The organism is Paenibacillus sp. FSL H7-0737, from assembly GCF_000758545.1.
Lineage (GTDB): Bacteria > Bacillota > Bacilli > Paenibacillales > Paenibacillaceae > Paenibacillus_AQ.
In genome coordinates, this window is the sequence record NZ_CP009279.1 from 3,107,806 (window position 1) to 3,122,017 (window position 14,212).

The window sequence follows — 14,212 nt, forward strand, 5'->3', positions numbered from 1 at the left end:
GAGTGGGTCTTCAATACAATTGAAGATCTACTTTTTTTGTATGAAGTGAGAGTTTTTCTGTTAGGGATCGTCTATAGAGTATCGTGCTTCAAGGAGGCTTAAAGGTGAAGGGACATGTACCGAAAGTTGAAAAAGAGGAAGAAAGGCAATGGATCCTAAACGTTCTGGATGGTCATAAGGAAGACTATTCGTATCTTGTGAATCGATATAAGAATAAAATCTATGGCCTTTTGAGAGGATTGGGGGCCGATCACCAAGACGCACAAGACATCACTCAGGAGACTTTTATAAAAGCTTATCGTAAGCTAGCCTCACATGATTTGGATAAAAACTTTGCGGCTTGGCTGTATACGATCGCGACTAATGTACTGAAGGATCTGTGGAAAAAAACTCGTCCTATAGCGAGCTTACCAGACGATCTTGCTGAACTATCTCTTTCAGATAATCCAGAAGAAGAATTCATTCGATCGGAGCATCGCACAGAGCTGCATCAGATAATGCAGAAGCTACCACCTAATTATCGTACGACTTTGCTGCTTCGTTATACCAATGATTTAAGCTATGAAGAAATGTGTACGCTCTTAGAGGTCCCTTTAAGTAAGATCCAAAATGACCTTTATCGTGCAAAACAACGATTGAAACATATCATGACACACCAGGAGGTGAAGAGCGATGAAGTGCTTAAGTCCATTTGAGATCGAGCAATACATCCTAAGTACATCCACCTCCCGACCTTTTGAAAATGTTGATCATATCGCTGCTTGTGCCCATTGCAATTTAATCTATCATACACTATTAGAAGAACAAGAGGAGTGGTCGCAAGCGTTGTTTGAAGAGAAGCTACCAGATTCTTTTACTGCTCAAGTTATGGCTTCAATAGAATTCGTAGAACTAGAGAAAGTAACGGTACCTGACAGGAAGCGAAAGAATCCGAAGATACTTAAGTCACTAAGAATAGCCATGGGAGCGGCTTTGTTACTTATTGTTCTGAGTGCCGTGATTTTATATTCTGTGCCCACATTGGCAGAGACTTTACGTTCTCTTTTTGTAAAAGATAATGTGGACATTGGCCTTCTACGTGCACAAGAATTTGGGTTAGTAGAACATCCTAATATTAAGGTGAAGGATAAGGGCTATACGATAAAAATAGATGAAGCTGTAGCGGATCCTACTCGTGTGATTGTCGCTCTTCAGTTGTTCGGACCGGATGGAAAGCATGACAGACATCGCTTGGGTTTTGGTGAAGGAAATAAGATTGAAGTTAAAGATGATCAAGGAAAGGTCGTTGGAGAATTATACGATATGGGATTTACCAACGATTTTTACTATATGATTGCTAATTTCTCGGAGCCACTGCAAACCGATCAAATTATTGTCGAAGGTCATATTACTGAGTTGGGAAGCAAGAGCAGAAATATTCCTGCACTTCAAGGCGAGTGGAACTTTAGTTTTTCGATGGATATGACAAAAGCGAATAAGCAAACGACCTCAACTCCACTAACGGGTAGCTACACATCTCCGGATGGTTTAACAGTCACCTTGAAAAAATTAACTCATATGGTACAAGGTGTTCGTTTTGAATTTGATACGGAGTTGAGTGATGAGGCGCTAAACCGTTCTCCAGGTGAATTATGGAAGCAGCAAGGGGTGAAGTTCCATTTTGAGGATAGCGCGGGTGAAGAGATTCACAGTGTTAATGCAAGGAAATTGCCGAGTAAGGATAGTGTAATGTCACGATCTTCGACACCTGGTGATAAACCTGGACTTATGCATTGGAGCTATACGTTTAAATATTTGCCTCAGGATACGCCGTATACTTTTGTGCTCGATGGGTATTTCATTCTAGAAAAGGATGGTTCGATGGTACAGTTTGAGCCATCCAAGTTGAAGGAGCATCCGATCCCCTTTGCATTTGATGGAGATGAGCTGATGTTAAATGATTTTACTGTGGAATCACCGCCTGATACCAATGGATCAACGAAGGAAGGTTCATTACATTTTAGCGGAAGATTGAGAAATGAATTTATGAACAGTGAGTGGATATTTAAGGATCTTGAGGGTAAAGAGTATCCTCTCTCAGGACGAGGAGCTTATTCTACTGATGGGTCCGGATGGAAAGATGGTTATATCGTAATCGTTGAATCGCAGTCAAATAACAAAAAGAATTTTTTTGAGTTCTGTGCAATTGGCCTTACTACGATCCCTGATCAGCTTCAATTAATACGCACGATAGTCAACCGATTGTACACCAATGTAGATTGGTCAGTTCCTATCATGGAAGCTAGCAAAAAGCAGTAAAATCAATCATTTACCTTCCGTATTGTACAAGCAGATAGGAGCTCTGTCGCATCTCATATACTATCACAATCGAAAAGAGGTGGTAGTTTATGACTGCTGCAGAGAAGAGAAGAATTCAAAGAGCTTTGAATGCTTTGCGTAAGCAAAGAGTGGTTCTGAAGGAAAGCCTTAAAAGAATTGAAGCATTGCTTTGCAGATTGCCTATTGGCAGTCGCGAAAGATTTGAATTGTTAGCAGTAAGAGATTCAATCGTAGAAGCGCTCCGACTCAATGCTATTGCTATACGAAATTTAAAAGACGTTACTTGTGCTTGTTAATTCGTTGAACTTCTGAACCTTCTGATCCTTGTATCAACGATCAAAGTAAAGCTTTTTCCTGTCACATTAGGAGGATACTGTTTTTCTTTCTTATTGATCTGATGGGTAACGATAGCTCAATAAACACGACAAGGCAGCCGGTCAGTCAATGTGATCGGCTGCCTTTATTCAGCAAACGGGCAGGATAGTTGAAGTTCAAACGCGGGAAAACGTATAATAAATAGGGTTTAACCCCTAAGATGACTCTTAGTTTTTTTATATGACTTAATACAACAATATTTACAAATTCATGATACGATATTGCTAAATCAGGAAATAGATGCTCTATATGTAAGATAGAATTAATTATTGATGGAACTGTTGAAGATGATTAATAACAAAATGATTGATGATCAACCAAGGACGTTTACTGAAACTATTATGATTCTGTAGAAATGGGGGCCACTATATGTCATTAGTTAATGAAAAAGAAGAGTGTTTACTTATCGAGACATTAAAATCGCATATACCAAATGTAGAGGAATTACTGAATCCAGCAGTTGAGGAATCAGAATTAAACCTTTTTGAGAGCATGATGAACTGCAAATTTCCAGAAGATTTTAGAAAGTTATACATGAATTCTAATGGAGAAGGAGAGCAGATTTTTGGCGTTATGGCTGGTCTTGGTTGGATGAACATTGAATCGATAGTAAGCAACTGGAAGTCCCTTTTGGAATCAGCATACGATATTATATCCAGCAAACCAGATATAATAAAAGATGGGAACTACAGAGAAGGCTGGATTCCTTTTGCCGAAGATGGTGGAGGCTCATATTTGGCAATTGATTTAGACCCCGGAGAAAAGGGCGTTTATGGGCAAATTATAACGATAGATCACAATTCTAGTTTTTCATATGTTATTGCGGAAAGTTTGGGACATTTCTTTGAATTTATCGATTCGAGCCTCAGAAATAGTAGTATTGGTATTCGTGAAGAAGATGATGTAATCATATTATCCCGTGAAAGTGGAAGTTTGTTGGATGATATTTTGGCTTTGACTAAAATGGATATCGAAGAGAACAGCCTTATCCCTGTAAGTGGATTTTGGGAAGAGTATTTTAAAGACGATGTTGAGAGTGGTTTTGTATCTTCAAAAACATTGAAAAAAAAGAGAATGGTATTTATTAGAGCTGATCAAGCTCAAAAATACGGAGCAATATCTTTGGATATTTTAACCCATATGGTTAATCTTAAAGAACTTATTATACATGCGGATGAAATTACTAATTTCGATGTACTTAAACGGTTGCCTTCTTTAGCAGAACTTGTGATAGGATCAGAAGCCTTTAAAGAGTCTGATTTGGAGTACTTAGTTTCTTTAGATGGGCTAAGGCAGCTAACATTAATAGGACTTCCATTAAAAGATATACATAAACTGAAAGATATAAAGAAATTAAAGAGTTTGAGACTATATAGAATGAACTCAATTGATAGGGGATTAATAGGAACTATAAAAAATTTGAAGGAACTAAGTTTAGAAGAAATGGAGGTTGGCGACCTTCTTTATATTTCAAACCTTAGTAAGTTAATAAAACTAGAGCTCAAACAAGTGACTATACCACATTTATCATTCTTAAAAGGTTTAAAGAACCTAACGTTTTTTGAGACGGATAGCTGTGCAATAGATGAATCACATATAGAGGTTATAAGAGAATTGAAGAAATTAAAGCAATTCACTTATCCGGTTGGAGATTTAACAATACTCAAAAATTGTATGAGTCTAAAGCAGATTGGAGTAGATGCATCAAGGCTTAAAGGGTTGGAGGAAATTTCAGACTGTAATATAGTCGATATAACTATATTTCATGCAACATCGAAAGAGAACGCAAAGTCCGTAGTCGCGGAGTTTAATAAATACTTTAAACTTCAGTCATATGGATGGCAGGTAACATGGAAAGATTAATGAAACTTGCCTACACTGAGCTTTATCATAATAGGGAAATTTTTATAAAAGAAAGGAGACTAGCCATATTGGTTAGTCTCCGTTGTTTATATTTTTTCGAAATGGAGAGTTTATGAAAAAGACTATTGTTTTTGTATTATCAATACTTATATTATTCTCAGGATTCGCAACACAAAGTTATGCGTCGTTGTCAGATACGCAATCTGCGGCAATACAGACGTTGTTGGATGATGCCCATCGCATATCAGGTGTGCCGGGAATGTCAATCTCAATACTTGCTGATGATGAAGTGTTCTACTTTTCTTCCGGGTATGCAGACCGTGAAAGTGGATTGTCTGCAAGTGAAAATACACTATATGAGTTGGCCTCGGTCAGTAAAGCTTTTACCGGCATGGGTATTCTGCTGTTGGAGGAGCAAGGGCTGCTGTCAATGACTGACACTGTCCAAAAATATTTACCTTGGTTTACGTTAAAATATCAAGGCAAACCTGTTGATATGCAAAGCCTTACACTCAATAACTTTCTTCACCATACTAGCGGCCTAACAAATAGTAGGCATTCTCAAAATATTCCACAAGGCAATACACCAGATTTGCTGCAAAAGACTGTGGAAATGCTGGTAGATGCTGAGTTGGCGTTCCCTCCCGGTGAACAGTATAGCTATGGAACCGTTAATTATGACGTATTGGGTTTGGTTATTGAGATTGTGTCGGGACAAAGATATGAAGACTTTATGAGCGAACAGGTATTTCAGCCGTTAGGTCTTCACCAGACGTATGTTTATAAAGAAGATGCTCAAGCCACCGGACAGTTGGCGCAGGGCTACCGTTCTTCCTTTTTTATGACAACTCCATATAACGCGCCGGATTATTCCGGGAATAAACCCGCAGGCTACATCATTTCTTGTACAAAAGATATGGCGCGTTGGATGGGCATACAGATGGGTATTGTGCAGGACATACCCGAAATATTCCATACGGTTATCGAAAAATCACATCAGGGTGATATGTCTGTTCCGGCTGTCAACGAAATGTACTATGCGGCGGGCTGGACGGTAAACGCCAACCAAACGATTATAGAGCACCCCGGGGGAAATCCCAATTTTGGAACCGAAGTGATCATACTGCCAAATGAACGAACAGCCGTCTGCTTGCTGACCAACGGCGCAAATATCAATAGAAGCATGGTACTAAAAGTTAAAGATATATTAGACGGCAATCTAACGCAGTCATATGAAATAAGCGGCACACAGCTTTTGGACATCATTTTATCGTCTATCACAATTATTCTTTGCCTATTGGCTGTACTGTTCTTTATCTTAGGATTACGCAGAAGGAAAACGAATGAGCGGCAGCCAATTACAAAAAAGCGAATAATCGTAACAGCTATTTTGCTGATTGCTACGATTGCCCTGTGTATAATGTGCTGTGTATTAGATTGGTCAACGATACTTATTTGGCAAACATATAGTGTTCTTACAGCTTTGATTTCGTCGGCATTATTAACAGCAAGCATTACATGGTTTGTATACACTCACCGATATAATGCCTCGCTCCGAAAATAAGCATTTTGTTTCGCTTATTGGTAAAATGCGTATAGCGTATTTTGTTTGGTACAGCGGAAAGTAGAGTTACGAAATAGTGAGAAAGAATTGATTTAACGCCAGATTCACCTCAATATAACCATTTAAAGTTCAAGAAGAGATACCACATGAACTTTTCTTTTGTTGAATTACTTGCACAATCCTTGGTGATTCTCAATCTACATACTGGCAGTAAAGCTCAATGTTACTATACATCGGATTTGTTGGGTTTCCGTTCATTACCGGAATCTCGTTATCCGAGTATATCCGGCGTCGAAGACTTGTCTACCGCTTCCAGCACTTGACGAGGCGTTTTAGTACCTGCTATGATTTCTTGAATATCTTTCCTAGATTTGAGAAAGCAGGGCCAGCAACGCCCCAATTATTAACAAGGTACATGACATTGCCGACTTGAAAGCATCTTGAAGTAACCCTTTTCAAAAAAAAGAGGACCCTCCTTTATTATCGACCCGTTGAATTACAAGCGATAGCGGATACATGTAGGATGTAATCTCAAATCTCATACATTAAAAGAAACAGTATTGAGGAGTATTCGTATGGAACATAAATTAACTTTAATTAATGTTTTTGCCGGCATAAATTCAGAGGAAGCAGTCTTTGAAGAGCTTCCTTCAGAATGCATAAGCGATAAAATATTCAAATTATGTGCATCTCCTGGGCTGGCTCTAGGGCTTGCGAAAGGAGATACAATAAAACTCCATCCCAATGGAGAGTTTGAATTAATAAAACATGGTGGAAATTTCTGCATTCAAATTTACAAAGAGGAGCTTGTTAAAGAAAAGATAGAGACAGCTGAATCTATAGTCAAACGAGAGCTTTCCGGTTCTTTAGATGGATTTCATAATGGCTCGCTTGCCTTCACCGCGCCCATCAGGAATGGATTTCATGCCACCAATAAGGTTTTCAATGTAATTAGAGATTTATTAGAATCGGAGTACTATTACTCTAATATTTACGAATATCCATATAACTTTGACGATGAAGAGTTAGTTAGCTGGGCTAGAGATCTGGATTAATCGCTTCAAAATATCAGTTCTCCGGCATCATACACTATCTCTGGGCCACATTTTTCAATTTGATCTCCAATCCTGAGTCAAAAAAATAACGCGTAATCATAATATACCCAAAAGCTCAAGAGTTGCAGGAGGCAGATATGGTAGATGAAAGGCATCTTGTTTATTTCAAAGAACTCCTGGAAGGAAATGCTGAAATTTCTTTTAAGGCATACCTTTCAAATAATGAAGATTCTTTGCGCAAGCAATTTTCTCCGGCGAGATTTGCAAGACTGAAGTTCAAGTCAATTGATGAAATAATAAAGATTCTTGACGAAGAGAATGTATCTTACAGCATTAATGATCATGCCGTAAGAAACGAAAAATATTTAGCAACCTTTCATCTGGATGCCTTGAATGAACAAGGTAGGCTTAAGGAAGGATTCAAAGACACCCTATTCAAAGGAACTGTTCACAACTTTAAAACCAAGGGGGAAGAAGCAGTCTTAACCCTCTATAAATACATCGAATACCCTAAAAAAATCAATAGCAAAAAAAATATAGAAAAACTCCAAGACATCGAATGTTTCGCCGAATTGGAATTATCCTTAGGGGATGAAAGTCTTGGCTTATTTTTACTAAAGGCTCTAGCCTCTATTGAGCGTCAGCTTTCCGAAGTAGATGATATTGTCCTTAAAGCTCAAGAAGCAGTCATGAAGCACCATTCATCGAAAAGAGATTAATAACTTCTTAATTGGAGAGATTTGCCCTTTCAATTACTGAAATGGCAGGCCGCGAACGATGAAGGAGGACAATGATACCAGCCCAAATTCTAAACCAAAAAACCAATATTGAAAAAAGGTGATGGATGTGCAAATCAATAAAGAGTCATGCCGAGGGATCATTCTGGAATTCGACATTAGGAGAACAATTATTCTCAATTTATATATTAAAGAATGGTCTATGCCAGAATATAGAGTCATAATGACAAAACCGGAGATTGGCGTATATATTGAGTTATATTATTTTCCATCAATTGACGTTAATAATCCTGCGAGATTCGCAACAGTCGGCCTATCTAATTCCATTCGGAAAACTGGAAAACCTATTGAGAATGAATGGATGATAGCTTTAAAACCCGATTTGGGACAAGAAAACATTGATCGCATATTCTCATATTTCTGTGACATAATTGCCCATAATATTGAACATATCCAATCTTCGGAAGTACCACGAGTAATGACTGAGAGCGCACTCGCACCAGAAAATTGGACTACAAAAGCCCTTTTGATTGATGAACTAAGAGGAGAAAGTGAGGATTTAGAACAAATAAAAATAGGTGAAGAAATAATTAATGTCTTGTGGGTAGTACCAATTACCCCAAAAGAATCGCGTATAATTTTATATGAAGGCATAGATGCTTTTGATGCTTACATAGATAATCATCACTATTCCATAATTGATCCCACTCGTCCTGATTAATAAGAGCAGTTCAATATCATTCGCACTAAACCAACCATACCCCCACAGGTGGGTCCTTGGCTCGCGAACCACGTTGTGGAAATTCAAACCATGTCTACGGTGGTGCCATAAAGTCCAAATGACACTGTGAAGCGCTTGCTCGGCTAGGGCATTATTTTCCTTGAACAGGGGTAATGGTTCTAGAGTATGACAGCGGAATTCTTGGATGAGAGTACAGGATTACTGATGTACAAGGTAGAAGACAACTGAAAGTAGAACAACAGAGTGAATTCCTTCCAAAAGCGCCGCAAGGCGTTTTTCATTGTGCAGTTTGTCTTAGAAATCCGATATGATACTATAAGCTTAATGTGCCGAAAACGTATAAAAGAGAGGGATACATATATGACCAACAAACTGTACTACAATTCTACATACCTTACTGACTGGGAGACCTGTATTACTGAAACCATAGAACGAGAAGATGGACTCTATGTTGTTTTGGAGGAGACCGCTTTTTATCCGCATGGCGGTGGACAACCTTGTGATTTAGGGACTATTGGGGATATTCCGGTACTTGATGTAATTAGTGAGGAAGATCTTGTCTTGCATAAGCTGGAACGTCTGCCTGATGATTTATCCGTCACTTGTCAAATCGATTGGAAGAGAAGATTTGATCATATGCAGCAGCATAGTGGACAACACTTGCTCTCAGCCATCTGTCTCAATTTGTACCAGTTTATGACTCTAAGCTTTCACTTGGGTGAGGATTATTGCACCATTGATATAGAAGCGTCAGAACTGTCGCCTAAACAACTTCATTCCATAGAGTGGGAGGTTAATCGGCAGATTTACCAGAACCATAGTATCCTGAGCTATTTTGTAACAGGGGAAGAGGCTTCACAGCTTAAATTGGTCAAACAACCTAAAGTGACGGAAAACATCCGGATTGTAGAAATTAAAGATGTTGAATATAACGCTTGCGGTGGTACGCATGTATCTTCAACAGGTGAGATTGGTATAATTAAGCTTCTGAAAGCGGAGAAACAAAAAGGCAATACGCGAATCTATTTTAAATGTGGATACCGTGCTTTGGAGGAGTTTAATAGCAGTCTGCAAATTGTTGGAGCACTATCTTCCAAATTCAATACGGGAAAAGATGAAATTATCGATCGCATTGAAAAATGGGAGAATGAACAAAAGCAGCTGCAAGCTGAAATTACCCTACTTAAAGAGAAGAATGATGATTATGTCGTACAGGAGCTTTTAGCACAGCAAGAAGGAAAGCTGATCGCAAAAGTGTTCGAGGATAAATCGCTGAAAGATTTACAAAGTTTAGCTAACAAGCTTACCGCGAAATGCGATGTTCCGGTTTTATTGGCTAGTTCTGCTGAGAATAAGGTTGTATTTGCACAGAATGGCAGCGCGGAGATCTCCTGTGGAGCTTTTTTCAAAGAGCATCTTAGTACCTACAATGGAAAAGGCGGAGGCAGTGATAAACTAGCGCAAGCAGGATTTCCGACATGGGGAGACGCTTTGGCGTTTTATGAGTTTGCTAGAAGTTAAGATTACTTTATAAAAGACAGAAGACCTGACTGCGGTAGTCTACCGTGGATCAGGTCTTTTTTATACGTAAAACGGAAACAAGAAACTTTTTCCAAATTCTGTCGTCTAATTACATATGACTATAGAGTCAAGGGAGACGAAAAGAAATGAACAAATGGAAGGTAACGCTAGGAATCTTGACTGTTTTGATTTTAAGTACGGGGTATGGATCGGTATCAGCCCAAGCAGAAAACCAAATTCAATTCAACTATAAAGAAATCGGAATCAGCAGTAAACAGGTGATCACGGAGAATATAACTTTTGTACCCCTGAAATCACTCGCAGATGCTATGGGGTATACATTATCTTGGGATCAACCATCCAAAACGGCCAAACTGGTTCGTCCTGAGCGTGAGGTTAACTTCACGGCTGGTACTGTAAAGTCAAAAGTGAATGAGGCCGTGGTGACTTTAACAAAATCCCCACGTATTATAAAAGGCTCGGTGTACGTTCCATTGGTCTCAGCGGTCAGTGTACTTGGAGGTAAAGCGGGGCTTAATAAAACGGATGGGGTTATCCAAATTATAGATGAAGCTAGATTGGTTTCTGCTTCTGTAGATGGAAGATCCTATTGGATATCTCAAAAAAACGGCGATTTGTATTACCGTGCAACGGAAACTGGGAAACCAGTAATTATTGGTCGACTACCTTTTAAGGAATCTGCGTACAACTACGCTTTTGAGATTGAAAAAATGGGCAATGGTACGGACTTACTCCAGTTAACGGACAATCATTATGCCATGTTCACCGATTTTAATAGCAGTTATCAAGTATTGGTCAAAGCGGGCACTATTCTCAAGCAAATGGACTATCATTACAATAACTCGGCTTATATCCATGCACCACAAGTGCCTTCCACTCAGGTGTATATGACCGATGGGAAGAACGTTCAATATATTACTAAGGATGGCGGTTTGGGCAAGTTATTTGAGATGGAAAAGTTAACAGGAGCAACCGGAGATTTCATAGTGGAGTATGCTGCGGAAGACGTAGTGCTCGTTCGTTTATTAGATACGACACACTTATATTTAGTTTATAGCAACACCGGTGAAATCATTAATCTCTATGAAAAACTAATTACTAGTGAGGATCGTAAGGAATGGGATAGAGTAAATGATGGCAGAGATCCATATGTATTGACCAGAATGTTAGTGTTGAAGAGTCGCAAAGGGAATGTAATGACATTCACCTATACTCCAATCCTTGAGGAAAAAGCAAAAACAGTGACATTTACACTTCAATCCAAATAATTTCAATCACTTTTATGTAATAAGCAAAATGAGAGCGATGTTTAAAATCGCTCTTTTTGCATTTTGGATTATTTCATCATCATCGTACTTCCACCTTTAATCTGAACAGGTTGATCATTTACGGATACCCAAACATCAATAGCTGAGTTGTTACGGATGACCGTTTTGTCAGCACTCATCTTCAGTGAATATAGCGCAGCAACATAATCATAAATCTCTATATTGGTAGCGTACCAAATATCCGAATGTCCACCTGCTTGTTGGCAAAAGGATTCGATAAGCTCCCAATTGTTCTGCTGTGCAAATTCATAACTATGACCCCAAACATAACAGAGTCTCAGTTTTTGGGATGGCCCTTCCGTTGTAAATCGCTCCCATACGTGATGCAGATCTTCTATATGATGACATGTTGGATGCCACTCCATGAAATTCAAAGGCATATCAAACTGTTTGGTAGAATGGACAGTTCGGCTGTATTCAATCCCAACAGACTGTAGAGGAGCAATGATTTCCTGAGAGTATGTACCGTATGGATAGGACATGCCTCGTACCGGATAATCCACTAGTTTCTCTAGTCGCTTACGGTCTTCAAACAGCTCTTCGATTACCATAGGTAAAGGTAGACGCTCTAGATGTGGATGGGTAACGGAATGGGCAGATACCTCATGGTTTCTGAGCGAATGTTTAACATCAGCAGATGATAAGAATCCCGGTGCGTTTATCATTGCGCTATTTAAATGGAAAGTACCTTTAATCCCATGTTGATCAAAAATCTCCGCCAAGCGAATATCGTGTTTCTGTCCGTCATCATAGCTCATGGTGAGCGCCTTGGGCAATCCGCCCGGGAATAAGTTAAATTGAAGTTTCATGAATGTACACTCCTGTTCATTTGGTCATTTCGAAAATTACCTCTTCCAATTATAAACATTAAACGTTATAATCGGTTTCCACGTCTAAACAATGAAAGTGTTTACAGAATGGAATACACTTATAAGGAGAGATGCTGCCTGCCTGACTTTCTCTATGTTGTAAAACTATTATATGTGAAAGACAGAAGAAACTCACTTTTATATTTTATCACTAACTTACTGAGTGCCCCAATCCTTTTTGCAGAATTATTCACAACGAAATATGTGGTTGACCTCATTCAGAACTTCAATCCTAACACCTACCAACATATCTTGTTATTAGTAAGTTTGCTTATGGTAATGTTATATCTCGCGGGCCTTAATAGTTCTCTTCGAGCCATTGCTATCACTAATTTAACATCCACCAGTATATATGAACTGGAACATAGCATTTTGGAAAAGACTTCTAAATTATCTACGGCACTTTTGGAGGACCCCGCTACAAAAACTAAAAGAGAAAAAGCAAAACGACTTTCCTTGATTGATCTGTTAGACCAATGGACAGGTGTGACAGTTCACCTAATAATATTAGTTGTGTTAATGGTTGCCTTATCTGTTTATGGCTTCTATATTCTGGCTTTGATTATTTTAGGGGTGCAGATTCTACAGCTTTATCTTATGAAGCGAATGTCACAGAAAGTAGAGTCCATTTCAGCGAATCAAACCTCCTCTGTGCGAATGATCAACTATTTAGTCGATTTGTTGATTAACAGAAATTCCATTCCGGAAGTAAGAATGTACAGAATGTCCTCCTATTTTTTTTCCTCAATGAAAGAGAGCTTTACGAATAACTTCAAACAAATGCACCGTAAGGTTATTTATTCTGAAACCCTCAAATTCTCCCAAAGCTTAATCATGATCTTATTAAATGGGACTACGATTGCCATTCTAGCGATTACGATCGGAAGTAGCGGACAGAGTGCTGGGCTTTTTGTGTTATTACTTCAGATATCCAGTCAATTATTTATCGTTATTCCTGCATTAACAAGAGTTTACGCTGACTTAGCGAAGAGTCGTTTACGGTACGAGGATTATACGTCTTATTTAGATTTGGAAGAGCAGGTGCTTAGAGATCAGGAGGTGAATTCCAATAGGAACACCGATCCGATGAAGGTCCAAGTTCATCAGCTGTTTTTTAGATATCCTACCAACGCTAAGAATACCCTGAGTAATGTAAACATGACTATTCATCCAGGTGAACGAATTGCTTTTGTAGGTGAGAATGGCTCGGGTAAATCTACGCTTGTTAAGTTGATCTTAGGGTTGTATCCTGCAACAGCTGGAAACATCCAGTGGTTTAAAGGTGAGAATGAAGTCTTAGCGCATAACGTGACACAGGATACCAGAGTTGTTTTTCAGGATTTCATTAAGTTACAAAGACCAATTAGAGAAAACATTGCATTAGGTAATATGGCTACTATTCATGACGATTCAAGATTATTAGCCGCGATGAAAAAAGCAGAAGCCGATAATTATGGTGTTCAATTGGATACTTTAGTAGGTCCACAGTTTGGAGGGATAGATTTGTCTGGGGGACAATGGCAAAGACTGGCGATTGCTCGAGCCTATCTCAATGACGGCGCTCTTATGATTTTTGATGAGCCGACTGCTGCCCTGGATCCTTATGCGGAACAACAGGCGTTCGATACCTTTATGAAATTAGGAGAGCAGCGGACCTCCATTATTGTGACTCACCGGCTATATATGTCCAAATTCGTCGATAGAATTTTTCTGTTTGAGCATGGAGAAATCGTGGAAAGTGGAACGCATGAAGAATTAATGAGGGTGGATGGTAAATACAAAAAGATGTTTAATCGCCAGTCCTCTTTATATGTATAA

The 14,212-nt window shown here is 38.9% G+C and carries 12 protein-coding genes; 11 read left to right on the forward strand and 1 reads right to left on the reverse strand.

The genetic code is table 11. From position 1 onward, the window contains the following. Positions 1-104 precede the first annotated feature (104 nt). From H70737_RS13535 to H70737_RS13580, 10 genes are all read left to right on the forward strand, one after another. Entirely contained in the window at positions 105-695 is a 591-nt protein-coding gene (locus H70737_RS13535) for an RNA polymerase sigma factor (RefSeq protein WP_042187969.1), read from the forward strand. Next, a complete protein-coding gene (locus H70737_RS29800) occupies positions 673-2,298 on the forward strand; it encodes a DUF4179 domain-containing protein (protein ID WP_052404279.1) in 1,626 nt (541 codons plus the stop codon). Before H70737_RS13535 ends, H70737_RS29800 begins: the two co-directional genes overlap by 23 nt. Positions 2,299-2,387: 89 nt before the next feature. After that, a complete protein-coding gene (locus H70737_RS13545) occupies positions 2,388-2,615 on the forward strand; it encodes a hypothetical protein (RefSeq protein WP_042187971.1) in 228 nt (75 codons plus the stop codon). 448 nt (positions 2,616-3,063) lie between these two features. Further along, positions 3,064-4,557: an SMI1/KNR4 family protein gene (locus H70737_RS13550; RefSeq protein ID WP_042187973.1), complete on the forward strand. Its 1,494-nt coding sequence runs from the start codon at positions 3,064-3,066 to the stop codon at positions 4,555-4,557. A 112-nt stretch (positions 4,558-4,669) separates the two neighbouring features. After that, complete coding sequence (locus H70737_RS13555; protein WP_042187975.1) at positions 4,670-6,121, forward strand: serine hydrolase domain-containing protein; 1,452 nt, start codon at positions 4,670-4,672, stop codon at positions 6,119-6,121. 575 nt (positions 6,122-6,696) lie between these two features. After that, the gene (locus tag H70737_RS13560; RefSeq protein ID WP_042187977.1) at positions 6,697-7,176 is read left to right on the forward strand and encodes a DUF4265 domain-containing protein; all 480 of its coding nucleotides are present in this window, start codon (positions 6,697-6,699) and stop codon (positions 7,174-7,176) included. 137 nt (positions 7,177-7,313) lie between these two features. Further along, the gene (locus tag H70737_RS13565; RefSeq protein ID WP_042187979.1) at positions 7,314-7,895 is read left to right on the forward strand and encodes a hypothetical protein; all 582 of its coding nucleotides are present in this window, start codon (positions 7,314-7,316) and stop codon (positions 7,893-7,895) included. Positions 7,896-8,022: 127 nt separating this feature from the next. Continuing rightward, entirely contained in the window at positions 8,023-8,634 is a 612-nt protein-coding gene (locus H70737_RS13570; RefSeq protein WP_042187980.1) for a suppressor of fused domain protein, read from the forward strand. 381 nt (positions 8,635-9,015) lie between these two features. Next, positions 9,016-10,176, forward strand: coding sequence for an alanyl-tRNA editing protein (locus tag H70737_RS13575; RefSeq protein ID WP_042187982.1), 1,161 nt, complete (start codon positions 9,016-9,018; stop codon positions 10,174-10,176). 146 nt (positions 10,177-10,322) lie between these two features. Then, positions 10,323-11,465, forward strand: a complete 1,143-nt coding sequence (locus H70737_RS13580; RefSeq protein ID WP_042187984.1) for a copper amine oxidase N-terminal domain-containing protein — start codon at positions 10,323-10,325, stop codon at positions 11,463-11,465. 68 nt (positions 11,466-11,533) lie between these two features. Here H70737_RS13580 and H70737_RS13585 read toward each other — a convergent pair whose 3' ends face one another. Beyond that, positions 11,534-12,334, reverse strand: coding sequence for a polysaccharide deacetylase family protein (locus tag H70737_RS13585; RefSeq protein ID WP_042187986.1), 801 nt, complete (start codon positions 12,332-12,334; stop codon positions 11,534-11,536). Between the two features lie 432 nt (positions 12,335-12,766). Between H70737_RS13585 and H70737_RS29805 the strand changes: the two genes are divergently transcribed. Continuing rightward, positions 12,767-14,212 (forward strand): ABC transporter ATP-binding protein, encoded by a 1,446-nt coding sequence (locus H70737_RS29805; protein ID WP_197071289.1) that lies wholly within the window; start codon positions 12,767-12,769, stop codon positions 14,210-14,212.

Bases quoted from the DNA above. Each gene is read 5' to 3' on its own strand.
- H70737_RS13580 (WP_042187984.1), top strand. From the start codon at position 10,323: ATGAACAAATGGAAGGTAACGCTAGGAATCTTGACTGTTTTGATTTTA.
- H70737_RS13585 (WP_042187986.1), bottom strand. From the start codon at position 12,334: ATGAAACTTCAATTTAACTTATTCCCGGGCGGATTGCCCAAGGCGCTC.
- H70737_RS13555 (WP_042187975.1), top strand. From the start codon at position 4,670: ATGAAAAAGACTATTGTTTTTGTATTATCAATACTTATATTATTCTCA.
- H70737_RS13545 (WP_042187971.1), top strand. From the start codon at position 2,388: ATGACTGCTGCAGAGAAGAGAAGAATTCAAAGAGCTTTGAATGCTTTG.
- H70737_RS29800 (WP_052404279.1), top strand. From the start codon at position 673: ATGAAGTGCTTAAGTCCATTTGAGATCGAGCAATACATCCTAAGTACA.
- H70737_RS13560 (WP_042187977.1), top strand. From the start codon at position 6,697: ATGGAACATAAATTAACTTTAATTAATGTTTTTGCCGGCATAAATTCA.
- H70737_RS13575 (WP_042187982.1), top strand. From the start codon at position 9,016: ATGACCAACAAACTGTACTACAATTCTACATACCTTACTGACTGGGAG.
- H70737_RS13550 (WP_042187973.1), top strand. From the start codon at position 3,064: ATGTCATTAGTTAATGAAAAAGAAGAGTGTTTACTTATCGAGACATTA.
- H70737_RS13565 (WP_042187979.1), top strand. From the start codon at position 7,314: ATGGTAGATGAAAGGCATCTTGTTTATTTCAAAGAACTCCTGGAAGGA.